The 25,897-nt window shown below is 67.3% G+C and carries 23 protein-coding genes and 2 tRNA genes; 14 read left to right on the top strand and 11 right to left on the bottom strand.

Translation table 11 applies throughout. The features are described 5' to 3' along the window. Nucleotides 1-138 precede the first annotated feature (138 nt). Nucleotides 139-2,718 (bottom strand): aminopeptidase N, encoded by a 2,580-nt coding sequence (gene pepN / locus ACFWAY_RS46755; RefSeq protein ID WP_378452182.1) that lies wholly within the window; start codon nt 2,716-2,718, stop codon nt 139-141. A gap of 72 nt (nt 2,719-2,790) precedes the next feature. Further along, nucleotides 2,791-4,026, bottom strand: coding sequence for an NAD(P)/FAD-dependent oxidoreductase (locus ACFWAY_RS46750; protein ID WP_378452183.1), 1,236 nt, complete (start codon nt 4,024-4,026; stop codon nt 2,791-2,793). Between the two features lie 100 nt (nt 4,027-4,126). Here ACFWAY_RS46750 and ACFWAY_RS46745 point away from each other — a divergent pair, with 100 nt between their 5' ends. Next, complete coding sequence (locus ACFWAY_RS46745; RefSeq protein WP_378452184.1) at nt 4,127-4,783, top strand: DsbA family protein; 657 nt, start codon at nt 4,127-4,129, stop codon at nt 4,781-4,783. A gap of 19 nt (nt 4,784-4,802) precedes the next feature. On the opposite strand, the gene ACFWAY_RS46740 is transcribed toward ACFWAY_RS46745, so the two are convergent. Then, entirely contained in the window at nt 4,803-5,786 is a 984-nt protein-coding gene (locus ACFWAY_RS46740) for a M48 family metallopeptidase (RefSeq protein ID WP_378452260.1), read from the bottom strand. Between the two features lie 58 nt (nt 5,787-5,844). On the opposite strand from ACFWAY_RS46740, the gene ACFWAY_RS46735 reads away from it, so the two are divergent. Both ACFWAY_RS46735 and ACFWAY_RS46730 read left to right on the top strand, forming a co-directional pair. After that, the gene (locus ACFWAY_RS46735; protein WP_378515402.1) at nt 5,845-6,318 is read left to right on the top strand and encodes a ribose-5-phosphate isomerase; all 474 of its coding nucleotides are present in this window, start codon (nt 5,845-5,847) and stop codon (nt 6,316-6,318) included. Nucleotides 6,319-6,324: 6 nt separating this feature from the next. Next, the gene (locus tag ACFWAY_RS46730) at nt 6,325-7,122 is read left to right on the top strand and encodes an Fpg/Nei family DNA glycosylase (RefSeq protein WP_378515400.1); all 798 of its coding nucleotides are present in this window, start codon (nt 6,325-6,327) and stop codon (nt 7,120-7,122) included. Nucleotides 7,123-7,129: 7 nt separating this feature from the next. Here the strand turns inward: ACFWAY_RS46730 and ACFWAY_RS46725 are convergent, their stop codons facing one another. Beyond that, nucleotides 7,130-7,957, bottom strand: coding sequence for a DUF1542 domain-containing protein (locus ACFWAY_RS46725; RefSeq protein WP_378452187.1), 828 nt, complete (start codon nt 7,955-7,957; stop codon nt 7,130-7,132). Nucleotides 7,958-8,213: 256 nt separating this feature from the next. Beyond that, nucleotides 8,214-8,284: transfer RNA gene (locus ACFWAY_RS46720), tRNA-Gly, on the bottom strand. A gap of 139 nt (nt 8,285-8,423) precedes the next feature. Between ACFWAY_RS46720 and ACFWAY_RS46715 the strand changes: the two genes are divergently transcribed. The 8 genes from ACFWAY_RS46715 (at nt 8,424) to ACFWAY_RS46680 (ending at nt 16,450) form a co-directional block, all read left to right on the top strand. Next, nucleotides 8,424-8,500: transfer RNA gene (locus ACFWAY_RS46715), tRNA-Pro, on the top strand. 62 nt (nt 8,501-8,562) lie between these two features. Next, a complete protein-coding gene (gene tig, locus ACFWAY_RS46710) occupies nt 8,563-9,957 on the top strand; it encodes a trigger factor (protein ID WP_378452188.1) in 1,395 nt (464 codons plus the stop codon). Nucleotides 9,958-10,141: 184 nt separating this feature from the next. After that, nucleotides 10,142-10,729: an ATP-dependent Clp protease proteolytic subunit gene (locus ACFWAY_RS46705; RefSeq protein WP_378452189.1), complete on the top strand. Its 588-nt coding sequence runs from the start codon at nt 10,142-10,144 to the stop codon at nt 10,727-10,729. 48 nt (nt 10,730-10,777) lie between these two features. After that, entirely contained in the window at nt 10,778-11,440 is a 663-nt protein-coding gene (locus ACFWAY_RS46700; RefSeq protein WP_009474075.1) for an ATP-dependent Clp protease proteolytic subunit, read from the top strand. A 240-nt stretch (nt 11,441-11,680) separates the two neighbouring features. Further along, entirely contained in the window at nt 11,681-12,961 is a 1,281-nt protein-coding gene (gene clpX, locus ACFWAY_RS46695) for an ATP-dependent Clp protease ATP-binding subunit ClpX (protein ID WP_005248181.1), read from the top strand. A 68-nt stretch (nt 12,962-13,029) separates the two neighbouring features. Continuing rightward, a complete protein-coding gene (gene aroQ, locus ACFWAY_RS46690) occupies nt 13,030-13,470 on the top strand; it encodes a type II 3-dehydroquinate dehydratase (RefSeq protein WP_005248177.1) in 441 nt (146 codons plus the stop codon). A 7-nt stretch (nt 13,471-13,477) separates the two neighbouring features. Continuing rightward, nucleotides 13,478-15,412, top strand: a complete 1,935-nt coding sequence (locus ACFWAY_RS46685) for a bifunctional sugar phosphate isomerase/epimerase/4-hydroxyphenylpyruvate dioxygenase family protein (protein ID WP_378452190.1) — start codon at nt 13,478-13,480, stop codon at nt 15,410-15,412. Nucleotides 15,413-15,673: 261 nt separating this feature from the next. Continuing rightward, complete coding sequence (locus ACFWAY_RS46680; protein WP_378452191.1) at nt 15,674-16,450, top strand: M23 family metallopeptidase; 777 nt, start codon at nt 15,674-15,676, stop codon at nt 16,448-16,450. Between the two features lie 27 nt (nt 16,451-16,477). On the opposite strand, the gene ACFWAY_RS46675 is transcribed toward ACFWAY_RS46680, so the two are convergent. Next, nucleotides 16,478-17,491, bottom strand: a complete 1,014-nt coding sequence (locus tag ACFWAY_RS46675; protein WP_378515398.1) for a LacI family DNA-binding transcriptional regulator — start codon at nt 17,489-17,491, stop codon at nt 16,478-16,480. Between the two features lie 72 nt (nt 17,492-17,563). Here ACFWAY_RS46675 and ACFWAY_RS46670 point away from each other — a divergent pair, with 72 nt between their 5' ends. Then, nucleotides 17,564-18,751, top strand: coding sequence for a phytanoyl-CoA dioxygenase family protein (locus ACFWAY_RS46670; RefSeq protein ID WP_378515396.1), 1,188 nt, complete (start codon nt 17,564-17,566; stop codon nt 18,749-18,751). Between the two features lie 70 nt (nt 18,752-18,821). Continuing rightward, nucleotides 18,822-19,688, top strand: a complete 867-nt coding sequence (locus tag ACFWAY_RS46665; RefSeq protein WP_378515395.1) for a sugar phosphate isomerase/epimerase family protein — start codon at nt 18,822-18,824, stop codon at nt 19,686-19,688. Nucleotides 19,689-19,731: 43 nt separating this feature from the next. Here ACFWAY_RS46665 and ACFWAY_RS46660 read toward each other — a convergent pair whose 3' ends face one another. Beyond that, nucleotides 19,732-20,784, bottom strand: coding sequence for a LacI family DNA-binding transcriptional regulator (locus ACFWAY_RS46660; RefSeq protein ID WP_378515394.1), 1,053 nt, complete (start codon nt 20,782-20,784; stop codon nt 19,732-19,734). Nucleotides 20,785-21,020: 236 nt separating this feature from the next. On the opposite strand from ACFWAY_RS46660, the gene ACFWAY_RS46655 reads away from it, so the two are divergent. Further along, nucleotides 21,021-22,490 carry a sugar porter family MFS transporter gene (locus tag ACFWAY_RS46655; RefSeq protein ID WP_378452196.1) on the top strand — a complete coding sequence of 490 codons (1,470 nt, stop codon included), beginning with the start codon at nt 21,021-21,023 and terminating at the stop codon, nt 22,488-22,490. A 10-nt stretch (nt 22,491-22,500) separates the two neighbouring features. On the opposite strand, the gene ACFWAY_RS46650 is transcribed toward ACFWAY_RS46655, so the two are convergent. The 4 genes from ACFWAY_RS46650 to ACFWAY_RS46635 all read right to left on the bottom strand — a co-directional run bounded on the left by ACFWAY_RS46650 (nt 22,501) and on the right by ACFWAY_RS46635 (nt 25,844). After that, a complete protein-coding gene (locus tag ACFWAY_RS46650) occupies nt 22,501-22,647 on the bottom strand; it encodes a hypothetical protein (RefSeq protein ID WP_378452197.1) in 147 nt (48 codons plus the stop codon). 61 nt (nt 22,648-22,708) lie between these two features. Beyond that, nucleotides 22,709-23,338: a DUF222 domain-containing protein gene (locus ACFWAY_RS46645; RefSeq protein WP_378452198.1), complete on the bottom strand. Its 630-nt coding sequence runs from the start codon at nt 23,336-23,338 to the stop codon at nt 22,709-22,711. A gap of 119 nt (nt 23,339-23,457) precedes the next feature. After that, complete coding sequence (locus ACFWAY_RS46640) at nt 23,458-24,459, bottom strand: ROK family protein (RefSeq protein WP_378452199.1); 1,002 nt, start codon at nt 24,457-24,459, stop codon at nt 23,458-23,460. Then, nucleotides 24,456-25,844 (bottom strand): NAD(P)/FAD-dependent oxidoreductase, encoded by a 1,389-nt coding sequence (locus ACFWAY_RS46635; protein ID WP_378452200.1) that lies wholly within the window; start codon nt 25,842-25,844, stop codon nt 24,456-24,458. The genes ACFWAY_RS46640 and ACFWAY_RS46635 overlap by 4 nt, the downstream gene beginning before the upstream one ends. Nucleotides 25,845-25,897: the final 53 nt, after the last annotated feature.

Here is a 25,897-nt window from a genome sequence, read left to right as displayed (position 1 = left end):
CGCCGCCAGCGACGCCCTGACATCCTCACTCACGCTCATAGCACAAGCATGACACCGAAAAGGCAATCTACACGGTTAATTTATCTGCAAGCCCTAACTACACGGCTTTGGGACTAGGCAGGCAGGATCGGCCACCGATCAGCTCGCGTCGAACGTCCGGGCCGCCAGCGACCGGACGATCCCGGCCCGCCCCTCGACCACCAGGCGGCGCAGGGCCGGCGGACGGTCGCCGGCCAGGAACTCGTCGGCTGCCGCCACGGACTCCTCGCTGATCGACCACGACGGGTACAGACCCACCACGACAGTCTGCGCGACCTCGCTCGAACGCCGCTCCCACACCGCGGGAATGTCCGCGAAGTAGCGGGCCACGTACGGTTCGAGGATCTCGGACTGCCCGTGACCGGCGAAACCGCCGATGATGGAGCGGGCGGTGATGTTCGGCACGGAATCGTCGCCGACGACTCGGTTCCAGGCCTGTTCCTTCACCGCGGCCTGCGGGCGGACGGTGGCCGCGGCGGCGGCGTTGCGGGCGCCCGCCGCAGTGGGGTCGCGTTCGGCTTCAGCGTCGATGAACGGCGTCTCGATGCCCTCGGCGTCGATCTCACCGGCCCCGGCGAGAGCGGTGACGAGACGCCAGCGCAGGTCCGTGTCGACGACGAGACCCGGCAACCCGACCGTCTCGGGTGCGGCGTCCAGCAGTTCCTGCAGCACCTCGGTGTGCCACGCCGACAGCTGCGCGCCCGCCAGCGCGTTGACGAACGCCAGCTGGTGATCCGAACCCGGCTCGGCTTCCCGTGCCAGTTCGAGGAGCCGGTTCGCGAAGTCCGGCCAGCCGTGTTCCTTGGCCCACTCGGGTGCGGCGTAGCTGTGCAGGGCGGTCTGGGCCTGCATCAGCAGTCGCTGGACCACCCCGACCTCGGTTTCGGCGCCGATGCCGCGCTGCACGAGGGCGACGAAGTCCCGCGCCTTGAGTTCGGCCTGCCGCGTCATCTCCCAGGCCGCCGACCACACCAGGGTGCGGGGGAGGGGCTCGTCGATGTCGCCGATGCGGTCGATGGCGGTGGCGAGCGAGTCGGGATCGAGCCGCAGCGAGCAGTACGTGAGGTCGTCGTCGTTGACGAGGATCAGCTGACCGCGTTCGACACCGACGAGTTCGGTGACGTCGGTGCGTTCGGTGGCGTCGAGGTCGAGTTCCACCCGCTTCGTGCGCACGAGCTTGCCGTCCCGGTCGTCGTACACGCCGACGGCGATGCGGTGCACCCGTCGCTCACCGGCACCCGGTGCGGCACCGGACTGCAGCACGGCGAACCGGGTGAACTTGCCGTCCGCGTCGACGTCGAATTCGGGGCTCAGGATGTTGAGCCCGGTGGTCTTGAGCCACTGGGCTCCCCAGTCGGACAGGTCGCGGCCCGAGGACTTCTCGAGTGCGCCGAGGAGGTCGTCGAACGTGGCGTTGTCGAAGGCGTGGTCACGGAAGTAGTCCCGCAGGCCGGACAGGAAGGGGTCGAGCCCGACGTACGCGACGAGCTGCTTGAGGACGGAGGCGCCCTTCGCGTACGTGATGCCGTCGAAGTTCACCTCGACCGCGGCGAGGTCCGGGATGTCGGCGGCGATGGGGTGGGTGGACGGCAGCTGATCCTGCCGGTACGCCCAGGACTTCTCGACGTTGGCGAACGTGGTCCAGGCGTTGGTGTATTCGGTGGCCTCGCTCTGGCACAGCACGGAGGCGAACGTCGCGAAGGACTCGTTGAGCCACAGGTCGTCCCACCAGCGCATGGTGACGAGGTCGCCGAACCACATGTGCGCCATCTCGTGCAGCACGGTCTCGGCGCGCCGCTCGTACGACGCCCGCGTCACCTTGGACCGGAAGACGTAGTCCTCGAGGAACGTCACGGCGCCGGCGTTCTCCATTGCGCCCGCGTTGAATTCGGGGACGAACAGCTGGTCGTACTTCCCGAACGCGTAGGGGGTGCCGAAATTGCGGTGGTAGAACTCGAAGCCCTGCTTGGTTTCCGTGAACAGGCGCTCGGAGTCCATGTGCTTCCCGAGGGAGGCGCGGCAGTAGATCGCGAGGGGGATGTCGCCGTGCTCGTCGGAGTAGTTGTCGGTCCACTCCGCGTACGGGCCGGCGATGAGCGCGACGAGGTAGGTGCTCATCTTCGGCGTGGTGCGGAAGATGTGGCGGCCGGGTTCCGCCGCCACCGTCTCGACGGTCGCGGAGTTGGAGATCACCTTCCAGTCGGCGGGGGACGTGACGTGCACGTCGAACGTCGCCTTCAGGTCGGGCTGGTCGAAGCAGGCGAACATGCGCTTGGCGTCGGCGGTCTCGAACTGTGAGTACAGGTACACCGCGTCGTCGGTCGGGTCGACGAAGCGGTGCAGCCCTTCACCGGTGTGCGAGTACGCGCAGTCGGCCTCGACCACCAGTTCGTTGCGTTCCGCGAGATCGGTGAGTGTGATGCCGGTGGACTCGTCGTAATCCGAGACGTCGACGGGGGAGCCGTTCAACGTGGCCGAATGCACACGGGCCGCGACGATGTCGACGAACGTGGAGCCGCCGGAGGTGGCCCCGAACGTGACGGTCGTGCGGGAGGAGAACGTCTCGACTCCGGGCTGACCCGTCCCGTCGGTGAGGTCGAGTTCGATCAGGTAGTTGTCGACGGTCAGCAGTCCGGCTCGTTCGGCTGCCTGTTCGCGGGTCAGGTTCGGTGGGGCCACAGAGGTCTCCTCGTGATCGGCGGCGGTGCTCGTACTCGATGCTGCCATCCCATCACGAGTGGGACCGGGGTGTTAACCGGACAGGTCGGTCAGCGGCACCCCGGGGTCGGCCAGCCGGTCGGGATCGACCGGGGCGGACGAGGACACCAGTTGCTTGATCTGATCGGTGGCGTCCCAGATGTTGACGTTCATGCCGGCGAGGACGTGGTTGTCGGCGTCGAGCCAGAAGGCGAGGAACTCGCGTCCGGGAAGGTTGCCGCGCACCACGACCCGGTCGTATCCGTCGGACGGGGCGTAACCCGTGTACTCCATGCCCAGATCGAACTGGTCGGTGAAGAAGTACGGCAGCCTCGAGTACTCGGCCTCGTGCCCGAGCATGGTGGCGGCGGCGACCGCCGGCTGGTTGAGGGCGTTCGCCCAGTGCTCGACCCGAATTCGGGTGCCGAGCTGCGGATGCAGTTGCGCGGCGATGTCGCCCACCGCGACGACGTCGGGGTCGCTGGTCTGCAGTCCGGCGTCGACGAGAATCCCGCCGTCGACGTCGAGTCCGGCCCGCTGCGCGATCTCGATGTTGGGGGCGGCGCCGACCGCGACGAGGACTGCGTCGGCGGGCAGGACCGTTCCGTCGCCGAGCCGCAAGCCGGTGGCCTTGCCGTCCTCGACCACGATCTCGTCGACGGTGGCGCCGAAATGCAGCTGAACGCCGTGTTCGCGGTGCAGTTCCGCGAACACCGTGCCCATCTCGGGGCCGAGCGAGCCGAGCAGGGGAAGCTCGGCGGCTTCCACCACCGTCACGTCGGCGCCCTTCTCCCGCGCGGAGGCTCCCACTTCGAGACCGATCCAGCCGGCGCCGATCACCACGAGCCGTCGGCCACCGGCGACCGCCCCGATCAGACTGTCCGACTCGTCGACGGTGCGGAGGTAGTGGACGCCCTCGGCGTCGGAACCGGGGATCGGTGGTCGGCGTGAGCGCGAACCGGTGGCCAGCGCGAGCTTGTCGTATCCCACCGTGGAACCGTCCGGCAGCGTCACGGTGTGGGCGGTGAGGTCGAGGTCGGTGGCGGTGGTGCCGAGCCGCAGGTCCACGTGATGGTCGCGGTACCAGTCGCCGTGGTGGACGGTGAAGTCGCCGAGCGCCTTCTTGCCCGCGAAGTGTTCCTTCGACAGCGGAGGTCGCTCGTAGGGAAGATGTTCCTCCCCCGACAGGAGGATGATCGATCCGTCGAAATCCTTGTCACGCAATGCTTCTGCCGTTTTCGCTCCGGCGAGGCCGCCGCCGACGACGACGAATGTGCGAGTGGAGGACATGTGAGGATGCTCCCTTCCGGTCGACCACTTCCGACCCTACTGCCGCGAGCGGGGTCTCCGGGAAGGATTCCCGGCAGGCAGGTGTTGACTGAACGGGAATGTGTACATCGCCGAGAAGGAGCATCACGTGAGTGCTGGTACGAACGCCGGGACCGCCAAGGACGTCGCTGATTTCTGGTTCGACCCGCTGTGCCCGTGGTGCTGGATCACCTCGCGATGGATCCTCGAGGCCACGCAGGTGCGGGACCTGGAGGCGAACTTCCATGTGATGAGCCTGGCCGTCCTCAACGAGGGCCGGGATCTGCCGGAGGAATACCGCGAGCTCATGACCAAGGCGTGGGGTCCGGTGCGGGTGCTGATCGCGGCCGCGCAGAAGCACGGCGACGAGATCCTGCTGCCGCTGTACACCGCGATGGGCACGCGGATCCACAACGAGGGCAACAAGGACCTGGGCGACGTGATCGTCAAGTCGCTCGCCGAGGTCGGGCTGCCTGCCGAACTGGCCGAGGCTGCCGAAGCGGACGACTACGACGCCGCTCTGCGCGAGAGTCACGCGGCAGGCATGGACGCCGTCGGACCGGATGTCGGAACCCCGACCATCCACGTCAACGGCGTCGCGTTCTTCGGCCCGGTCCTGTCGCGGATTCCCCGTGGCGAGGACGCGGGCAAGGTGTGGGACGGTGCGGTCGCGCTGGCCGGCTACCCGCACTTCTTCGAGCTCAAGCGCACCCGGACCGAAGATCCCCAGTTCGACTGAGCCCTGATCCCGGGCACGGTCACCGCGTGACGGGCCCGGCCGGGTCGGCCGCGTACTGCAGTAGCTGCGGATCGCGGTAGATCTGGCCGGGTTTGACGAACAGGTGACCGTGCCGGGTCCTGTTCCGCAGGGCGGCAGCGCGCCAGGTCAGTACCGGATGTCCCGACAGCAGATTCACGAACCACGGGAAGAATCCGCGTTCGGTGGTGGCCCGGTCGGCGAGTTCGTCGAATCCGACGATGCTCACGAGATATTTGCCGGCGCCGAGAACGCCCATCGCGCCGCGGGCGCCCTGGGGCCGGACGCAGTAGCCGTGGTTGTCTGCGGTGTATTCCATCGATCGGAACAGGGCCGATCCGACGACGGGAATGTAGTTGGCGGCGAACTGTCCCAATTGTCGCCAGTAGGAGGCGTGACCGGCCGCGATGTGACCGACCTCGTGGCCGATGACGAAGGCGAGGGCGTCGGGTTCGCGGGCCTCGCCGCCGATCTCGAACAGATCGCTGTACACCACGACGAACCGGCGGAAACCGTGTCCGGACGCGAAGGCGTTGATCCGGCCGTTCCCGAGCACGACGTACGCGTCGGGCGGTTCGGTCATCCCGAACCGTGCGGCCGCGTCGGCCACCATCCGATACCCGTCGGGGAACTGGGTGGGTGTCATCTTGATCCCGTTCACCTGCTGCGAGCCGTAGAGCTGGCCGCGGCCGACCGCGATGAGGATCGGCGCGACCAGAACGATGAGCACCCAGGTGGACACCACGCCGAGGAAGAGCGCCGCGATCGCCGCAACGTAGGCGACGACGGTGAGAACGATCGCCACCACGAGCAGCGGGATCTCCCACGAGTGCCGGGCGGGCCTGTCGTTCGGCATGAGGCCGGGCAGCGGGACCGGAGGATTCCATCCCGTCCCGCCGCCCCACTGGTGCTGCGCGGGGGCCGGCCGACGTCCCGGATACGCCTGTCCCCAGTTCTGTCCGTTGTCGGGATACATGCTGATCACGATAAGCGTCCCGGGCCCCTGCCACGATTCGCGAGGACGCCTGACAGAATCACCAGTCATGCGCGTATACCTGGGTGCCGACCATGCCGGATTCGAACGTAAGAACGAGATCATCGAACACCTGAAGGCCGCGGGCCACGAGACCGTCGACTGCGGCGCTCACGTCTACGACGCCCTCGACGACTACCCCGCCTTCTGCATCGAGACGGCCCGTCGTGTCGTCGCCGACGAGGGCGGCCTCGGCATCGTGCTGGGCGGCAGCGGCAACGGTGAGCAGATCGCCGCGAACAAGGTGAAGGGTGCGCGATGTGCCCTGGCGTGGAGCGTCGAGACCGCGCAGCTGGCCCGCCAGCACAACAACGCTCAGCTGATCGGCCTCGGCGGCCGCATGCACTCCCTCGAGGAGTCCCTCGCGATCGTGGACGCGTTCCTCGCTGCGGAGTGGTCGAACGAGGAGCGCCACCAGCGCCGCATCGACATCCTGTCCGAGTTCGAGAAGACCGGCGTCGCCCCGGCCCTGCCCGAGGCCTGATCGTCCTTGCCCGAAGGTCACACCCTGCACCGGCTGGCCCGGCTACACCAACGCCGGTTCGCCGGTTCGCCGGTGCGGGTGCTGAGCCCGCAGGGCAGATTCGCCGAGGACGCTGCGCTCGTCGACGGCCGCGTTCTCGTCAAGTCCGAGGCCTGGGGTAAACACCTGTGGCATCACTACGAGTCCGGACTGGTCGTGCACGTCCACCTGGGTCTGTACGGAGCGTTCACGGAATCGGCCGTTCCCATGGAACCACCGGTAGGGCAGGTCAGGATGCGGATGGTCGGCGCCGAATTCGGCACCGACCTCCGTGGTCCGACGGCCTGCGAGGTTCTCCATCCGCCGCAGGTCGCCGCGATCGAGGCGCGGCTGGGGCCGGACCCGCTGCGGAATGATGCCGACCCCGACAAGGCGTGGAAGCGCATCTCGGCGTCGAAGACCCCGATCGGGGCACTGCTGATGGATCAGGCCGTCATCGCCGGCATCGGCAACGTGTACCGGGCGGAGGTCCTGTTCCGGCACGGAATCAACCCTGACAGGCCCGGTCGTGCGCTGTCCCGTGACGAGTGGGACGCACTGTGGGCCGACCTCGTCGCCCTGATGAAGGTCGGGGTCCGCCGCGGCAAGATGCACGTCGTCCGTCCCGAGGACGATCACGGCGATCCGGCGTATGCGAAGGACCGTCCCCGGACGTACGTCTACCGGCGGGCGGGGTCACCGTGCCGGATCTGCGGCACCCCGGTGGCCCACTCGGTCATGAAGGGCCGCAACCTCTTCTGGTGCCCGAGCTGCCAGCCCTCCTGACGGCCGGCTAGAAGTCGAATCCGCCACCGAAGTCGAATCCGCCGCCGTCTCCGCCGCCACCGAAGTCGAATCCGCCGCCGTCGCCACCGGCGTCCCCGCCCATGTCGCCGCCGCCGTCTCCGGCATCTCCCCCGGAGTCGCCGCCGTCCGCGCCTGCGTCTCCGCCTGCGTCACCGGTGTCCTGGGACGCGTCGCCCGCTCCGCTCTCGAAGCCCTGCGCGTCGTACCCCACTCCGGCCATCCCGGAGAACATCGCCGAGAACAGGAACATCGAGCCCAGGCCCCAGGCGCCCGCGACGAGAGCGGGCTTCCACCACGGCTCCGAATACCAGCCGGCCGGAACCGGGCGTCCCGCAACACGGCCGCCGGGGTAGTAGTTCGGTGTCTTCGACGAAGGGTTCGGCGACGCCGCGACCTGCCGCCCCTCGAACTCGACCTCCCGGTCCTCGGTCACCGCTCCCGCGGACTTCTGGCCGTCGATCGACGGAATCTCCGGGCCGGGGTCCATGCCCATGGCCGTCCGGGCGGCGCGGATGTAGTAGAGACCCTCGAGCGCCGTCTGCTTGGCGAGACGCGCCTGGACGGGCGTCCCGGCCTGATCGATCTGGGAGCCGGCCGCGGTGTACCGCTCGGACGCGTCGGCGAGGGCCTGCTGGGAGGCGGTGTCGGATCCTGTGAGGCTGTAGACCTGTCCGCCGAGCCGTTCGATGGCCTGTCGAGCGTCCGCCTTGGCGTCCTCGAGCTGGTTCGCGGTCTGCCCGGCGCGGTTGCTGCGGCTCTTCACCACCAGGAAGGCGACCGCCGCCACGATCACGAGAATGAGTAGCAGTTCCACGGTGGGCCTCCGGAGTTCTCGCGGACCGCCGGCTGCGGGGCTGAAGCATCCACGAGTTGGGGACAAATCGGACATCTCCCAGAGTACTGACCGAAATCGTGGTTACGCGCTCGGCGAACGGGGAGTGGTCCGGAGTGAGAGAGGTGCGGGTACGTCGCGCGTCCCTGTGACGCATGTCATAGCGGCCGACGTGTGCACGGCCGCCCGCGCACGACGAAAAAGGAGCGTTCCCTGGGGTGGGAACGCTCCTGTGGGGAGGGGATGACGGGAATCGAACCCGCGTAATCAGTTTGGAAGACTGAGGCTCTACCATTGAGCTACATCCCCGTGCATACGACAACCTGGGATCGCCATGCATGTCGTCTGCGATGAGTGACTGTACCCAACCTCGCTTTGGATTTCATAATCGGGGGGCCGTAGGATTCTTCCTCGGGTCCCCGCGAGGTTGGCGGGAGCCGGCTTCGACCGGGGTGTAGCGCAGCTTGGTAGCGCATCCGCTTTGGGAGCGGAGGGTCGCAGGTTCAAATCCTGTCACCCCGACCAGAACCACAGGGCAGGCAACTGCCGCACAGTAGAAGAGCACGACCACACGAAGGAGCCAGTCCGTGAAGAGCACCGTCGAGCAGCTCAGCCCGACGCGAGTCCGTATCAACGTTGAGGTGCCCTTCGAGGAGCTCAAGCCTGATTTCGACAAGGCCTACAAGGCCCTCGCGCAACAGATCCGTCTCCCCGGCTTCCGTCCGGGCAAGGCACCGGCCAAGCTGCTCGAAGCTCGTGTCGGTCGTGGCGCAGTCCTGGAGCAGGTCGTCAACGACGCACTCCCGTCCCGCTACTCCGAGGCCGTCACCAGCGCCTCGGTGAAGGCGATCGGTCAGCCCGAGATCGAGATCACGAAGATCGAGGACGGCGAGCTCCTCGAGTTCACCGCCGAGGTCGACGTCCGTCCCGAGATCACGCTGCCCGACTACAGCGAGCTGAGTGTCACCGTCGATCCGATCGAGATCACCGACGAGGCCGTCGAGGAGCAGCTGCTGTCGTTGCGTCAGCGCTTCGGCACCCTCACCGGTGTCGAGCGTGCGGTCGAGGACGGAGACTTCATCTCCATCGACCTGGCGGCCACCGTCGACGGTGAGGCCGTTCCCGAGGCCACCGCGAGCGGTCTGTCGCACGAGGTCGGTTCGGGCCAGCTCATCGAGGGCCTCGACGAGGCCGTCGTCGGCGTCAAGGCCGGCGAGTCCAAGGAGTTCACCTCGACGCTCGTCGCCGGTGACCACGCGGGCAAGGAAGCTGTGGTCACCGTCACCGTCGGCACCGTCAAGGAGCGCGAGCTGCCTGCCGAGGACGACGAGTTCGCTCAGCTGGCAAGCGAGTTCGACACCCTCGACGAGCTGAAGGCCGACCTGCGTGAGCGCGTCGGACGCGTTCGCAAGGTCGAGCAGGCCGGTCAGATCCGCGACAAGGTCCTCGAGACCCTGCTCGAGACCGTCGAGGTCCCGCTGCCCGAGGCCGTCGTCAAGGCCGAGGTCGACGCTGCACTGCACGACGCCGTGCACGGTCTCGATCACGACGAGGAAGCGCTGAACAAGCTCCTCGAGGAGCAGGGCACGAGCCGCGAAGAGTTCGACAACGACGCCAAGGAGAGCGCCGAGCGCTCGGTGAAGACCCAGCTGCTGCTGGACGCCATCGCCGACGCGTCCGACGTCACCGTCGGCCAGGACGAGCTCACCGAGCGCATCCTGTTCCAGGCGCAGCGCTACGGCATGGCGCCCGAGCAGTTCATCCAGCAGATCCAGCAGGCCGGTCAGCTCGGCGCCGTCTTCGCGGATGTGCGTCGCGGCAAGGCTCTCGCCGGTGTCGTCGAGCAGGCCACCGTCACCGACACCTCGGGTGCCGCTGTCGACACCGCCGAACTGTTCGGCAACGGTGAGGCCGAGGCCGAGGAGGCTGCGTCCGCGGACGAGCCTGCGTCGGATTCCGCCGAGGGCGAAGACCAGAAGTAATGCTGGTCGCGGGATGTTTTTCTCGCGTTCGGCTGTGAGTTGTTTTCCGCTTTGAGCGAAGTAGGGCGGCACCGGGACTCCGGTGCCGCCCTGCTTCGTTAGTGTCTGTGTCAGCAATCAACGATTTACGGAGAAGGCAGGTACCGTGACTTCCAATCACCTGGAGACTTTGCAGAGTCCCGCCATGACTTCAGCCACCGCTGGATTGAACCTCAGCGACTCGGTGTACGAGCGCCTACTGCGTGAGCGCATCATCTTCCTCGGTACCCAGGTCGACGACGACATCGCGAACAAGCTGTGCGCTCAGATCCTGCTGCTGTCGGCAGAGGATCCCGGCCGGGACATCTCCCTCTACATCAACTCGCCCGGCGGCTCGGTCAGCGCCGGCATGGCGATCTTCGACACGATGCAGTTCGCCGAGTGCGACGTCGCGACGTTCGGGATGGGCCTGGCCGCGTCGATGGGCCAGTTCCTGCTCTCCGCCGGGGCCAAGGGCAAGCGGTACGCGCTTCCGCACGCGCGGATCATGATGCACCAGCCGTCCGCCGGAATCGGTGGTACCGCCAGTGACATCGCGATCATGGCCGAGCAGTTCGCGCACACCAAGCGCGAAATGGCCGAGCTGATCGCCGAGCACACCGGTCAGACGGTCGAGCAGATCACCGCCGATTCGGATCGCGACCGCTGGTTCACCGCGAAGCAGGCTCTCGAATACGGCTTCGTCGACCACGTCGTCTCCCGCGCGGCGCAGGCGGGCGGGACCGGGCTGTAGCGGCCCGGCTTCGTCACTGACCGCTCCCACAAATCCTTTGGAGAACTGATGACCAACCTGTTCGATCCCCGCAGCCTGGGAGGCCAGGCGCCCGCAGGCCCCCAGTCGCGCTACATCCTGCCGTCGTTCATCGAGCACTCGAGCTACGGCGTGAAGGAGTCCAACCCGTACAACAAGCTGTTCGAGGAGCGCATCATCTTCCTCGGCGTGCAGGTGGACGACGCGTCGGCCAACGACGTGATGGCTCAGCTTCTCGTTCTCGAGTCGCTGGACCCCGATCGCGACATCACCATGTACATCAACTCGCCGGGTGGCTCGTTCACCTCGCTGATGGCGATCTACGACACCATGCAGTACGTGCGCGCCGACATCACGACGGTGTGCCTCGGCCAGGCGGCCTCGGCTGCCGCGGTGCTGCTGGCGGCCGGTAGCCCCGGCAAGCGTCTCGCCCTGCCGAACGCTCGTGTCCTCATCCACCAGCCCGCCACCGGCGGCATCCAGGGTCAGGTCTCCGACCTCGAGATCCAGGCTGCCGAGATCGAGCGGATGCGTCGCCTGATGGAGACCACCCTCGCGAAGCACACCGGCAAGGACGCCGCCGTGATCCGCAAGGACACCGATCGCGACAAGATCCTCACGGCCGCCGAGGCCAAGGAATACGGAATCATCGACGACGTGCTCGAGTACCGCAAACTCAGCGCCCAGAAGTGATTTCCTGCCGCCCCGGCTCGGGCGACACGCCGTTACGGCGGGGTTGCCGCGAGCCGGGTGCGGGATCGGCAAGCCCGGCTTTCCCGGAAGATCGGTGCGCGAATCACCGACAACCAGTCGACCTCGCTCGCGATCTGCGGGTACGGTCACATAACGGGCTTTCGTTTTCGGTCGGTGCGCGCACGGCGTGGGATCGGTTCGATGGTTGCACGTAGACGAAGGAAGTAGGGACCTGACGAGATGGCACGCATCGGTGACGGCGGGGATCTGCTCAAGTGCTCTTTCTGTGGTAAGAGCCAGAAGCAGGTCAAGAAGCTCATTGCTGGGCCTGGGGTGTACATCTGCGACGAGTGCATCGACCTGTGCAACGAGATCATCGAAGAGGAGCTGGCCGAGTCCAGCGAGGTGAAGCTCGACGAGCTGCCGAAGCCGGCCGAGATCCGGGATTTCCTCGAGAACTACGTGATCGGCCAGGATGCCGCCAAGCGGACTCTCGCCGTTGCGGTCTACAACCACTACAAGCGCATCCAGGCCGGCGACAAGGGTCGTGATGCGCGCGGCGAGACGGTCGAGCTGGCGAAGTCGAACATTCTCATGCTCGGTCCCACGGGCTGCGGCAAGACGTATCTGGCTCAGACGTTGGCGAAGATGCTCAACGTCCCCTTCGCGATCGCCGATGCGACGGCGCTCACCGAAGCCGGCTATGTGGGTGAGGATGTCGAGAACATTCTCCTCAAGCTGATCCAGGCCGCCGACTACGACGTCAAGCGCGCCGAGACCGGCATCATCTACATCGACGAGGTCGACAAGATCGCCCGCAAGAGCGAGAACCCGTCGATCACGCGGGACGTGTCCGGCGAGGGTGTGCAGCAGGCTTTGCTGAAGATCCTCGAGGGCACGCAGGCCAGCGTGCCGCCGCAGGGCGGTCGCAAGCACCCGCATCAGGAGTTCATCCAGATCGACACGACGAACGTCCTGTTCATCGTGGCGGGCGCGTTCGCCGGCCTCGAGCGGATCGTGTCCGATCGCGTCGGCAAGCGCGGCATCGGTTTCGGTGCCGAGGTGCGGTCCAAGGCGGAGATCGACACGCAGGACCACTTCGCGGAGGTCATGCCGGAAGACCTGATCAAGTTCGGGCTCATCCCCGAGTTCATCGGCCGTCTTCCCGTCGTGGCGTCGGTGACCAACCTCGACAAGGAATCGCTCGTCCAGATCCTGTCCGAGCCGAAGAACGCACTGGTCAAGCAGTACAACCGGCTGTTCGACATGGACGGCGTGGAGTTGGAGTTCACCACGGACGCGCTCGAGGCAATCGCCGACCAGGCGATCCTCCGCGGCACCGGTGCTCGTGGACTGCGCGCGATCATGGAGGAAGTCCTCCTCCCGGTCATGTACGACATCCCGAGCCGTGACGACGTCGAGAAGGTCGTGGTCAGCGCCGAAACGGTCAACGACAACGTGCTTCCGACCATCGTCCCGCGCAAGCCGGAGCGGGGAGAACGCCGAGACAAGTCCGCCTAGGCGGGAGCGCGCTGTATCCTGGGTGCGAACTAACTCACTAGTTCGTACAAATGGAGGTAATGCGCGCGATGACCGCTCCCGGACCGATCTTTGTTCTCAACGGCCCCAACCTGAACCTGCTGGGGCAACGGCAGCCCGAGGTGTACGGGCGGGAGACGCTCGACGACGTCGTGGAGTTGTGCCGTACGGCTGCCGCGAAAGCCGGACGTGAGATCGTCGCGCGGCAGTCCAACCACGAGGGTCATCTGATCGACTGGGTGCACGAGGCCCGAACCACGGCGTCGGGCGTCGTGATCAACCCCGGTGGTTTCACGCACACGTCGGTGGCGTTGCGCGATGCCCTCGTGACGCTCGAGGTGCCTCTCGTCGAGGTGCACATCAGCAACGTCCACGCCCGCGAGGAATTCCGGCACCACTCGTACGTGTCCGGAGTCGCGACCGGTGTGATCGCCGGACTCGGCATCCTCGGCTATGCGCTGGCCGTCGACTTCATCTGCAACAAGGGCTGACGCCACCATGGGACAACAGGTTCGTACGAGCGTTGCCACGGTATCCCTGAGCGGATCGCTGGAGGAGAAGGTCACCGCGATCGCGGCGGCCGGGTTCGACGGATTCGAGGTGTTCGAACCCGATTTCGTGAGCTCGCCGTGGTCGCCGCGTGAGCTGGCTTCCCGTGCAGCGGATCTCGGACTCACCCTCGATCTGTATCAGCCGTTCCGCGATCTGGATTCCGTGGACGACGCGACGTTCGCGCGCAACCTGATCCGAGCCGAGCGCAAGTTCGACATCATGGAGCAGCTCGGATGCGACACCCTGCTGGTGTGCTCCTCGCCGTTGCCCGAGGCGGTGCGAGACGACGCCCGCCTTACCGGGCAACTCCACACTCTTGCCGAGCGCGCACACAGCCGGGGACTCCGCATCGCCTACGAGGCGCTGGCCTGGGGCACGCACGTCAACACGTACCGGCACGCGTGGAAGATCGTGCAGGACGCCGACCATCCTGCCCTCGGCACCTGCCTCGACAGCTTCCACATCCTCTCCCGCGGCGACGACCCGTCCGGCATCCGCGACATCCCGGGGGAGAAGATCTTCTTCCTCCAACTCGCCGACGCGCCCCGCATGTCGATGGACATCCTGCAGTGGAGCCGGCACCACCGGAACTTCCCGGGGCAGGGCAACTTCGATCTCGCGACGTTCGGCGCGCACGTCCAGGCAGCCGGATACACCGGACCGTGGTCGCTCGAGATCTTCAACGACACGTTCCGGCAGTCTTCCACGGGCCGCACGGCCGCCGACGCTCACCGCTCGCTGCTGTACCTCCAGGAGGAGGTCGCGCGAGTGCAGGCCGAGCACGGTGAGGACACCGGTCGCGGTCTTGCCCTGTTCGAGCCGCCGCCGCGCGCGCCCCTCGAAGGCATCGTGTCGCTCCGGCTCGCGGCCGGTCCCGGCAAGGATTCCGACCTTCGACAGGCGCTGCAGCACATCGGATTCCGTCTGGTGGGCCGGCACCGCAGCCACGACCTCCAGCTGTGGCGACACGGCCGGATGACCATCGTGGTCGACGCGACCGCGGGCACCGTGTGGACCGCTCCGGGTCTGCCGGCGCACCTGCCGGTGCTCACCCAGATCGGTATCCGGTCGAGCGATCCCGACGCGTGGGGTGAGCGCGCCGCGGCGCTCGAGGTCCCGGTGCACGAGGTCCTGTTGCCCGGTGTGGACACGGCCCCCGAATCGGATGTGGTGCGTCTGAAGATCACCGATGCGACGTCGCTGGATCTGCGCGGTCCGGGCAGTGCCGCCTCGTGGCAGTCGGCGTTCGATCTGTATCCGACGGAGTCGCGCTGGCAGGACGAGGTGCCCGTGTTCACCGGGGTCGATCACGTGGCGCTCGCCGTGCCGTCCGACAACTGGGACGGCATCATGCTGCTGCTCCGTTCGGTGTTCGCGATGGCGCCGCACGAGGGCCTCGACGTCACCGACGCCGTCGGAATGATGCGCAGTCAAGCGCTGACGATGGATCAGACGGGTGCCGACGGCGTCGACCGTCCGCTGCGCATCTCCCTGAACATGGTTCCGGGTGCGGTCTCGGGCAACTCCCACATCGCCGCGGCTCGGCGCGGCGGCATCAGCCACGTCGCGTTCTCGTGCACGGACATTTTCACCGCCGCCGCGACCATGCAGTCCAACGGGTTCGAGCCGCTCGTGATCTCGCCGAACTACTACGACGACCTCGACGCCCGCTTCGGACTCTCCCGTGAACTCCTGGACCGGATGAGCGGGTCGGGCATCATGTACGACGCCGATGCCCATGGCGAGTTCTTCCACCTGTTCACCCAGACGGTGGGCGCCGACCTGTTCTTCGAGGTGGTGCAACGCGTCGGCGGTTACGAGGGATACGGGGACGCGAACTCCGCGATGCGTCTTGCTGCCCAGCTGCGGGCGGCCGGCTGAGCGGTCGACAACGAAGGTCACGGAGCCCGCGGTCACGACCGCGGGCTCCGTGACGTCCGACACTTCTGGAGCGTGACCACTGTCGTCGAAGTGTGCCCACGAGGTGCATGTGACTGATGAGGTCGAGAAATCCAACTCCGGGAGTAAAATTTCCCCAAGCGCGTCATTGCGACGCGCGGGATTCAGGCCGATCCGTACTAACCTGTGTCGAAACCGTGACCGTTTCGTTATCAATCACGAACTCGACAGAGGAATGTGGTTTTGGCTCTACACCCGAACACCGTCCCGCAAGCCCGGCGCGCCCAGCGCCACCGTTCGACGAAGACCTCCCGCAGACGGCTGGTGGCGACCTCGCTGGCGGCCGCTGCTCTGCTCACATCCGGGGGCATCGCCTCCGCGGCCACCGGTGAGGTGGCGCAGGCGACGACCGAGACGGGCGTGTCTCTCTCGACGCCGCCCCAGTTCCTGCAGGTCACGCGCCCGGTACCCGTCGACTACGCCGAGCAACTCCAGCGCGCCGCCGAACGTGAGGTCGAGCGGCTGGCGTTCGAGAAGTCTGAGGTCGAACGGCTGGCTCGCGAGGCCGCCGAACAGGTTGCGCGCCAGGCTGCGGCCGAGGAAGCGGCACGTCGACCCGCCGTGCTGGTCCCGGCCGACGGCACCTTCACCTCGGGTTTCGGTCCGCGTTGGGGCACCAACCACAACGGCATCGACATCGCCAACTCCATCGGCACCTCGATCAAGGCTGTCACCAACGGCACCGTGATCGAGACCGGTCCGGCGTCGGGATTCGGGCTGTGGGTCCGCATCCAGCAGGACGACGGCACCACCGGCGTGTACGGCCACATCGACACTTCACTGGTGTCGGTCGGGCAGCAGGTCCGGGCCGGCGACCAGATCGCGACCATGGGCAACCGGGGACAGTCGACCGGACCGCACCTGCACTACGAGGTGTGGGCGGTCGACGGAACCAAAATGGATCCGGCGGGCTGGTTCCAATCGCGCGGCGTCCCCGTCCCCCAGGGGCAGGGCAGCTAGGCGCGGGTGAGTCGCTGATCTACGCCGTCACGGCTGGTTGTACGGGGTGACCACGCGGATGGGTGACGCGGCAGTCACGACTCCACCGAGCGCGCCCCGGGCCTGCAGCAGCATGCGGCACGCCAGGTGGGCGTCGGCCCGGAGGTCGTGGTGCAGCACGGCGGAGAGCGTGCCCGACCGCAGCAAGCGCGTGTTGTCCCCGTCGAGGTCGTGGGCGATGAACACGCGGCAGGTGCGGCCGGTGCGTTCGAATGCGCGGGCCGTGGCCACGTTGCCGCCGCCGATCGAGTAGACGGCCGCGATGTCCGGGTTCTGTCCGAGCGCCCGGAGCACGAGGCTCTCGATGGTCGCGTCGAGCCCGTCGCTCTCGGCGATGTCGATCACCGTACGGTCGGTGCCGAAACGCCGCAGTGCGGCGCGGAACCCCATCTCCCGTTCCTCCTCGCCTCGGAAGGCATTGCTGCTCAGCGTGATCAGGACGGCCGACGACATGTCGCCGAGCCACTGGTCGACGAGGTAAGCGGCAGTCGCCCCCGCGGCCCGGTTGTCGATCCCGACGTAGCCGGCCCGTGAGCTGGCCGGCACGTCGGTGGCATAGGTGACCACCGGAATCCCCGCCGCGGTGAGCCGGTCGATGGCCTCGACGACCTCGACGGAGTCGGGCGCCTTCACGATCACGCCCTGTGTGCCGCGGGCGCCGATCCGATCGAGGGTCTCGACCATCGCGGGTGTGGAGCCCGTTTCCCGGAAATGGAATCGTGAGCGCACGACGGCGGGGGCGAGAGCGGGCAGTTCCGCCTCCACGGCCGCGCGGAACGCGGTGGTGAAACGTTCAGGTGACTGCATGACGACGTCGACAAGGAACTTGCGCCCGCTCAGCTTCAACTGTGTGCGTTGTTTGTCGAGATCGTGGATCGCCTGCTGCACTTCCGCTCTTGTCGATTCCCGTACTCCGGGGCGTTCGTGGAGTACGCGGTCGACGGTTGCCTCGCTCAATCCCGACTGCTGGGCGATCTCACGGACCCTGTAGCGGTGCTTCACCGCCGCCTCCTGAGGTGAAAATGATGGACTTCTGCTGTTGTTTGCCGCTCACATCACAGCAAGACTATCCCCATGACCATCACGACTCCTCCGCCGACCGGCCGGCGTGAGTGGATCCGCGACTCCGACTGCGATCTCGACGCGTTTCGCGCCTCGGTGGACCGCTCGACGAACCTCGCCGACTACCCGTTCGCTCACTCCGTGGAACAGAACGTCCTGCTGTACCGCAGTGACTCGCTGATTCCCCACCTCGATGACGCGCAGTCCCGCCGCGCCGTGCAGACCGAACTCGTGCGTGCGCTCACCGACGGCCCCGGAATCGTGGTGTTCCAGAACGCCTTCAGCGATCTCGCCGTGGTGGACCGCGCCACGGAACAATTCGACCTCCTCATCGCGCAGCAGCACGCGTCGGGTGGTGTGGTGGGTGATCATTTCGGCAAGGCGGGCGCCAACGACCGCATCTGGAACGCCGCGCAGAAGCTGGCGCTCGGCGCCCCGGACGTCTTCGCCGAGTACTACGCCAACGACATTCTCGCGCTGATCTGCCAGAGCTGGCTGGGGCCGCTGTATCAGGTGACGTCGCAGGTCAACGTGGTCAACCCCGGTGGGGCCGCGCAGGTGCCGCATCGGGACTACCACCTCGGCATCGTCCCCCGGCACGAGCTGACCGAATACCCCGCGCACCTGCACCGGATGTCGGCCGCCTTGACACTGCAGGGGGCGGTGGCGCACTGCGACATGCCCGTCGAGAGCGGACCCACCCTGTATCTGCCGTACTCGCATCTGTTCGAGGCGGGCTACCTGGCGTTCTCCCGGCCTGAGTTCGTCGAGTTCTTCCGCGACAGCCATGTTCAGCTGCCGCTGCGGAAGGGCGACGCGGTGTTCTTCAATCCGGCGCTCTACCACGGCGCAGGTCACAACCGTTCGGACGCGATCCGGCGGACGGCCAATCTGCTGCAGATCTCGTCGCCGTTCGGCCGGGCGATGGAGGTGCTGGACCGAGAAGCCATGGCGAACGCCGTGTATCCGGCGCTGCTGGCACGGCAGAGTGCCGGGGCGGGCGAGCGCACCCTCCGCAATGCCGTCGTCGCGACGGCCGAGTGCTACCCGTTCCCCACCAACCTCGACCACGATCAGCCGGTGCACAGTCTCGCGCCGGCCACTCAGGTGGACACGGTGTGGGACGCATTGCGGGAAAACGCCGATCCGGCGGTGCTCTCGGAGCGTCTGGCCGCGCAGACCACCCGGCGGCAGCCGTGAGCGGGATTGCCGAGACGGCCACACTGCCACTACAACAGCACCGACCGGTGCGATTGGATGAAACACGACGATGACGATTCGACTTGCAGGTGCGCCCATTTCGTGGGGAGTGTGTGAGGTGGAGGGCTGGGGTCACCAGCTCGACCCCGACCGGGTGCTCACCGAGATGCGTGACGCCGGCCTCGCCGCCACGGAACTCGGACCGGACGGATTCCTCCCCTCGGATCCGCACGAGCTGACGGACACCCTCGCCCGGTACGACCTGACGGCGGTCGGGGGATTCGTCCCGGTGCTGCTCCACGATCCGGATCACGACGCGGTCGCTGCCGTCGGCGGGGCGATCGACTCGCTCGTCGCGTCGCGGTCGGAGGTGATGGTCCTGGCGGCGGTGACGGGAGCCGTCGGTTACGATTCGCGACCGGAACTCGACGACTCGGGATGGAAGACGTTGTTGCGCAACCTCGACCGCCTGTCGTCGGCCGCTGCCGACCGGGGACTCCGGGCGGTGATCCACCCCCACGTGGGGACGATGATCGAGAACCATGCCGAGGTGGACCGCATCCTGGACGGCTCGTCGATCCCACTGTGCCTGGATACCGGACACCTGCTGATCGGCGGCACCGACCCCCTCGACCTCGTCACCACGGCCCCCGAGCGGATCGCCCACGCGCACCTGAAGGACGTCGATGCGGCGCTTCTCGGGCGGGTCCGGGCGGGCGAGCTCACCTACACCGAGGCCGTCGCGCAGGGGATGTACACGCCATTGGGCACCGGAGACGTGGATATCGCCGGGGTGGTCGAGCGGCTGCAGAATCAGGGTTACGACGGCTGGTACGTCCTCGAACAGGACACCATCCTCGCGTCGGAACCGGAGGGCGAAGGCCCCGTGCGCGACGTCGTCCGCAGCGTCGACTACCTCAGGAGCATCACGAAGTGAGGACGTTACCTCTGCGCTGAATCGGGGCGGGCCGTGGACGCGGCTACGACCGGGCCGGCCCGGTCGTGCCGCGCACCACCAGGTGGGGGTCGATCACGAAATCCTGTGGGTCGAGGTCGTCGTCCTCGAGCCGGCCGATGGCGAACTGCACGGCGTGCCGCGCCAGACCCTCCGTGTCCTGCCGCACGGTGGTGAGGTCGATCCGCGACAGCTGAGCCAGGTGGCTGTCGTCGTACCCGACGATCGAGATGTCGCCCGGCACGTCGACGTGGGCGCGGGTGAACACGTCAAGGAGACCGAGGGCGCAGCGATCGTTGCCGGCGAGCACGGCGGTCGGCAGGCCGTCCTCGGCCAGCAGGGTTTTCGCGGCGGCGACACCTGCCTCTTCGCTGTGCTGACCGGGAATGACGCGAACGTGGTCGGAGAGGTCGTGCTTGCGCATCGCCGCGAGGTACGCGCGACGCCGCTCGGGTGACCCCGGGTCCGCGCCGCCGTCGACGTGCACGATCTCGCGATGTCCCAGTTCGACCAGATGGTCGACGGACTGCCGGATGCCCTTGGCGTCCGCCGTCCGCACGGTGTCGACGGCGGTGTGGGGGAGTGCGCGGCCGACGACGGTGACGACGGCACGGTCTGCGAGCGTGCGCAGATAGTCCACCTCGGAGAGCGGGCCGAGCAGGATCAGCCCCTCGCACCGGTGGCTGAGGAGGGCTTCGATCGCCTTGTGTTCGTCCCGGGTGGGTGCGCTCGCGGAGAGCAGGACTTCGTATCCGGCGGCCTCGGCCTCTGCGTAGATGGTTCCGATCAGGTCGGCCTGGAAGGTCTGGTGGACGTCGATGAGCACACCGAGGGTGCGGCTGCGCCCACGCGCGAGCATGCGGGCGGCCCGATCGAGTCGGTAGCCGAGTTCGTCCGCAGCCTGGAGGACCCGCGCCCGCGTCTCGTCGGAGGCGCCGGGTTTGTTGCTGAAGATCAGTGACACGAGGGTGCGCGACACCCCGGCCCGCGTAGCGACATCGGCCATCGTGGGGCGTCGGTGCAGGCCGGCCGGTAGCCGCTCCGCACCTTCGTGCGTGGTGGCTCGCTCGTCGAGCATCTCGATCTCCCTCGGTTGCGTCGTCAGGGACATTCTCACGCATCGCGACGCCTGCCCTTGACACCCTCTGTGATTCACATCATAGTAGGTAACTGAAGCGCGTTAGTGAAGCGCTTCAGTCCAGGAGAGAACGCCCCTTCGGCTGCATCGAGTCGAGCGCACTCGGGCGGTATCGACACGTGAACCGATCTTCCGTGTCGCGATGCGTGAGCATTCCCCAGAAAGGCCAACACCTGATGTCGACAACCCACTCGGCTGCCAGTGCCCGCGGAAGCGGCGGCGCTGCGCGCAACGAGCGCAGTCACAAACGCTTCCTGACCAAGCTCACCGTCATCTCCACGCTAGGGGGCCTGCTGTTCGGCTACGACACCGGTGTGATCTCCGGTGCGCTGCTCTACATGAAGGACGAGTTGAACCTCAGCGCCGTCGGCGAAGCAACCGTCGTGAGCTCGCTGCTCTTCCCGGGTGCCGCCGTCGGTGCGCTGCTGGGAGGCCGGTTGTCCGACGCTCTCGGCCGCAAGCGCACACTGCTCGTCTGCGCGGGTCTGTTCCTCGTCGGCGCCCTCGGGTGTGCGATGGCCCCCAACGTGGAGGTCATGGTGCTGGCGCGGATCGTCCTCGGTCTCGGTGTGGGCGCCGCCGCCGTCACCTGCCCGCTCTACCTGGCCGAGATGGCGCCGGTCGAGCGTCGCGGCCGGATGGTGACCATCAACGAACTGATGATCGTCACCGGTCAGATGCTCGCCTTCTCGATCAACGCGCTGCTCGATCACCTCATCGAGGATCCGACGGTGTGGCGGTACATGCTGGCCATCGCCTCGGTGCCCGCGGTTCTCCTGCTGCTCGGCATGCTCGCACTCCCGGATTCACCGCGGTGGTACGCGTCGAAGGGCCGGCTCGCCGAGACCCGCAGCACCCTCGAATTGAGCCGCAGCGAGTCGGAGGCTGCAGTCGAGTACGCCAGCATCAGCCTCCACGCCGCCCGCGACCGGAACTCGAAGGTCAGTGGCGCCGTCCACTATCTGCGCGACTACCCCTGGATGCGCCGGATCCTCTGGATCGGCTGCGGTCTGGCCATCGTGCAGCAGGCGACGGGCATCAACACGGTCAACTACTACGCCCCCACGATCCTGGAACAGAGCGGGTTGGGTGTCAGCGCGTCCCTGGTGGCCACCATCGCGGTCGGTGTCACCTCGGTGGTCATGACAATTCTCGGAATCATCCTGCTGGGCTTCGTGAATCGTCGCAAGATGCTGCTGACCGGCTTCGTCGGTGTGGCATCCTCGCAGGCCGCGTTGTCCCTGGTGTTCCTGCTGCCCTCGTCCACGGGCCGCAGCTACATCATCCTCGCCGCGATGATGGTGTTCGTCGCCTTCGTGCAGTGCTTCATCGGAACCTGCGTGTGGTTGCTGCTCTCGGAGATCTTCCCGATGGCCATCCGCGGGTTCGCCATGGGCATAGCGGTCTTCGTGCTCTGGACGACGAACGCCTTGATCTCATTCGTCTTCCCGATCCTGAACTCCGTCCTCGGATCCACCGGAACGTTCGGCCTGTTCGTCCTCGTCAACCTGGTATCGGTGTACTTCGTGTACCGCTTCGTCCCGGAGACCAAGGGGCGCAGCCTCGAAGAGTTGGAGGACCGCCTCGGCGCAGACAGGCCCGACGCGTCCGCTGCGGGCAGCACCGCCGCCGTCGCCGCCCACTGATCGCACGCTCTCACGCACCGGTGCCGCCGCCTTCGGGTGGTGGTGCCGGTGCGTGGTGGTGTGTGGCCAGCCTCCCGTGCAGTTCGTTCAGATACACCTCGTCCTGCTGGTCGTGGGAGCGCTCGGTGAGCAGTCGGAGGGCACGGGGGCGCTGCACCCCGCGGATGTGGTTGTGGGTGAGTTCGATTGCTGCCCCTTCGGGTTCGGTTCGGATGGTGTCACCGCGCGGCGTGGTCCATTCGAGGTTCCCTCCGCCGGTCTGGCGGACGGTCCAGGAGCCGTCGGTTTTCAGCCGGTGGTGACGTCGGCACAGGCACGCGAGATTCGACTCGACGGTGAGACCACCGTTCTCGGGGTGGTCGTGGTCGAACGGCGTCGTGACGGGCGATGAGCCGACGAGCGCGGGCTCGCAGTTTGGACGGTGGCAGGGAGCGACCGTCGAGGATCGCGGTTTCGAGTTGCTCCAACTTCGAGTCGCTGACGCCGGCGAGCACGGCGGCGATGACCCGCGCCTGATCCAGGTCGATCCGCCCGGCCGCGAATGCGACTCGGGTGCCGTGCAATCGGTGGCGCAGGTCGAGTCCGAGGTCGATCCAGGCGGTCACCACCGGTTCGTTCATTCCCAGTGCGACCGACACCTCCACCGACGTATGGGAACCGGAGTGGGCCGGGTTGATGCCGCGGCGCTCGTCCTCGTCGCAGCAGAGGTCGTAGAACTCGGTAACCGCCACAACTTGGCGGTACTGAGCCTGCGCCAGCACCGATTTGCCGACGCGCAACGCCTCGATCGCCACTATCCCAGGCGGTGCCGCGTCGAGTGCGACCTCGCTGGAACTGCTGTCCCCCATAGTCTTCAACCCCCCGGTATCGAACGTATCTTCGATCCTACCGGGGGCCGCCGACAAATATCGGAGAATCTTGCGGACGGCTCCGCCGCTCGTGAGTGCTCGACGAGTCCAGAGACTCGTCAACCACGCACGGGGAGCGGAGCTCCGTTCAGCAGCGCGTCCCTGGCCATCGTCGCGGCCCCGATCCGCTGGGCCGATTCGCCGAGTTGTGTTTCGCGGATGCGGGCGAGGGGGCGGTGCCCGGAACCGGTTGCGAGAGAGGCGTAGACGTCCCGCGCGTGGTCGAGGAACAGCGGAGCCGAACCGCTGACACCACCGGAGACGACGACGAGATCGGGGTCGTAGACGTCACCGATCATGGCGAGTCCGACGCCGAGCCACCGTGCGAACTCCTCCATGGTGCGCACGGCGAGCGGGTCGCCGTCCCGCGCGGCGCTCGCGATACGGCGGCCGGTGAGCGATCCCGGATCGCTCGCCACTTCTCGCGCGAGCACCGTCGAACTCGTCGGGTCGGCGGCGAGGAGCTCGATGGCCGTGTCCACAAGCGCGGTTCCGCTGCAATACCGTTCCCAGCACCCCCGCTTGCCGCACGCGCACGGTCGGCCGCCCGGCACCACCTGGAGGTGGCCCAGCTCGGGAGCGACGCCGAAACTGCCGCGGTAGAGCGTGCCGTCGATGAGCAGCGCCGCACCGATGCCGGTGCCGATCGCGACCATTACGACATTGCGACCACCGGCGGCGGCACCGAACCGGTGCTCCGCCCACGCCGCCGCGTTCGCGTCGTGTTCGAGGACCACCGGGAGTCCGAGCCGGTCGCTCAGGTCGTTCGCCACCGGCACGTTCTTCCACGGCAGGTGCGGGGCGAAGCGCACGGTGGTGAGGTCGGAGGTGATGAATCCGGCCACGGCGAGACCGACGGCGGCGATCCGATGACGGGACGCGAGTTCGCGGACTGCACGGTCGAGCGCGTCCTCGAGGGCTTTCGCCGACTGTGGTGTGGGTGCCTGGACGGAGTCGAGTACCTCGCCGGTCTCGTCGACTACGCAGGCCCGGATACTGGTACCACCGACGTCGATGCCGACGGTGAGAGCGGAAGCAGGCACGGAGGCGACGGTACTCACCGTGCCGAGGCCGTCGCCGCCTCGGGTACCGCCCGGGAATCCTCCCAGGCATCGAGCCGGTTGATGGCCGTCCTCGCCACCACCTGTTGCTCCGTGACCGCCAGGTGTCCCCGCGTCCTGCCCAGGAACGACCATGTCCAGGACATGGCGGTCGCGAGTCGGCTCTTGAATCCGACGATGTAGACCAGGTGGATCAGGAGCCAGAGCAGCCAGGCGAGCAGCCCGGTCAGTTGGAGGCGGCCGACCTTCGCGACCGCGTGGAAGCGGGAGATCATGGCCATGCTGCCCTTGTCCGTGTATCGGAACGGGGCGCGTTCAGGCATGTCGCGACCCTTCCGGTGGGCGCGCACCTCCTCGGCGATCAGCTGCGCGGCGTAGCGGCCGCCCTGGATCGCGACCTGGGCGACGCCGGGAAGACCGTCCCGGTTCATCATGTCCCCGACGACGAAGACGTTGCTGTGGCCGGGCAGGGTGAGGTCGGGTTCGACGAGGACGCGGCCGGCGCGATCGGTGGCGGCGCCGGTCTGTTCGGCCAGTTGCCGGCCCAGCGGGCTGGCGGCGACTCCGGCGGACCAGATCTTGCACGCGGCCTCGATCCGCCGCTCGGCACCGTCCTGGTCGCGGACGGTGAGTCCGTCGTCGTCGACGTCGGTCACCATCGCGCCGAGCTGGATCTCGACTCCCAGATTCTCCAGCGTGTCGGCGGCAGCTCGGCGCAGTTTCTCGTCGAAGGGCGGGAGCACCGTGGGCGCCGCGTCGAGCAGGATGATCCGCGCGTCACGGGGATCGATGGTGCGGTAGGCGCCGGCGAGAGTGCGATGCGCGAGTTGGGCGATCTCCCCGGCCATCTCGACTCCGGTGGGTCCGGCGCCAACCACGACGAACGTCAGGAGTCGCGTCCGCTCGGCCGGATCGGTGCTGACCTCGGCGCTTTCGAAGGCGCCGAGGATGCGGCCGCGCAGTTCGAGGGCGTCGTCGATCGTCTTCATGCCAGGTGCGTGCTCGGCGAAATGGTCGTTGCCGAAATAGGATTGGCGGGCACCCGCCGAGACGACGAGGCTGTCGTATTCGGTGACGGTGGTGCGGCCGCGATGCATCGAGGTGACGGTCCGGTCGGCGACATCGATCTTCTCGACTCCGCCGATCAGGACGGACGCGTTCTGCTGGTCCTCGAGGACGAGCCGGGTCGCGGGCGCGATCTCACCCTCGGACAGGATTCCCGTCGCCACCTGATACAGCAACGGCTGGAACAGGTGGTGTGTCGTGCGATCGATCAGAGTGACATCGACGTCCGTCCGTTTCAGAGCCTTGGTGGCGAAGAGGCCGCCAAATCCCGATCCGATGACCACGACCCGATGACGGCGGGCGAGAGAGGTGTCGCTCATGAAGTTCCTTTCGATCGAACGGACTCCGCGCCGGACCGCGGACGGTCCGGCGC

The sequence above is a fragment of the Rhodococcus sp. NPDC059968 genome, from assembly GCF_042738615.1.
Classification (GTDB): domain Bacteria; phylum Actinomycetota; class Actinomycetes; order Mycobacteriales; family Mycobacteriaceae; genus Rhodococcus_F.
This window is presented reverse-complemented; position numbering and strand designations above follow the sequence as displayed.

What these genes read in the sequence shown, in the direction of transcription:
- ACFWAY_RS46750 (WP_378452183.1), bottom strand. Translation starts at nt 4,026, where the DNA reads ATGTCCTCCACTCGCACATTCGTCGTCGTCGGCGGCGGCCTCGCCGGA.
- ACFWAY_RS46735 (WP_378515402.1), top strand. Translation starts at nt 5,845, where the DNA reads ATGCGCGTATACCTGGGTGCCGACCATGCCGGATTCGAACGTAAGAAC.
- ACFWAY_RS46705 (WP_378452189.1), top strand. Translation starts at nt 10,142, where the DNA reads ATGACTTCAGCCACCGCTGGATTGAACCTCAGCGACTCGGTGTACGAG.
- ACFWAY_RS46700 (WP_009474075.1), top strand. Translation starts at nt 10,778, where the DNA reads ATGACCAACCTGTTCGATCCCCGCAGCCTGGGAGGCCAGGCGCCCGCA.
- clpX (WP_005248181.1), top strand. Translation starts at nt 11,681, where the DNA reads ATGGCACGCATCGGTGACGGCGGGGATCTGCTCAAGTGCTCTTTCTGT.
- aroQ (WP_005248177.1), top strand. Translation starts at nt 13,030, where the DNA reads ATGACCGCTCCCGGACCGATCTTTGTTCTCAACGGCCCCAACCTGAAC.
- ACFWAY_RS46685 (WP_378452190.1), top strand. Translation starts at nt 13,478, where the DNA reads ATGGGACAACAGGTTCGTACGAGCGTTGCCACGGTATCCCTGAGCGGA.
- ACFWAY_RS46670 (WP_378515396.1), top strand. Translation starts at nt 17,564, where the DNA reads ATGACCATCACGACTCCTCCGCCGACCGGCCGGCGTGAGTGGATCCGC.
- ACFWAY_RS46665 (WP_378515395.1), top strand. Translation starts at nt 18,822, where the DNA reads ATGACGATTCGACTTGCAGGTGCGCCCATTTCGTGGGGAGTGTGTGAG.
- ACFWAY_RS46660 (WP_378515394.1), bottom strand. Translation starts at nt 20,784, where the DNA reads ATGCTCGACGAGCGAGCCACCACGCACGAAGGTGCGGAGCGGCTACCG.
- ACFWAY_RS46655 (WP_378452196.1), top strand. Translation starts at nt 21,021, where the DNA reads ATGTCGACAACCCACTCGGCTGCCAGTGCCCGCGGAAGCGGCGGCGCT.
- ACFWAY_RS46645 (WP_378452198.1), bottom strand. Translation starts at nt 23,338, where the DNA reads ATGGGGGACAGCAGTTCCAGCGAGGTCGCACTCGACGCGGCACCGCCT.
- ACFWAY_RS46635 (WP_378452200.1), bottom strand. Translation starts at nt 25,844, where the DNA reads ATGAGCGACACCTCTCTCGCCCGCCGTCATCGGGTCGTGGTCATCGGA.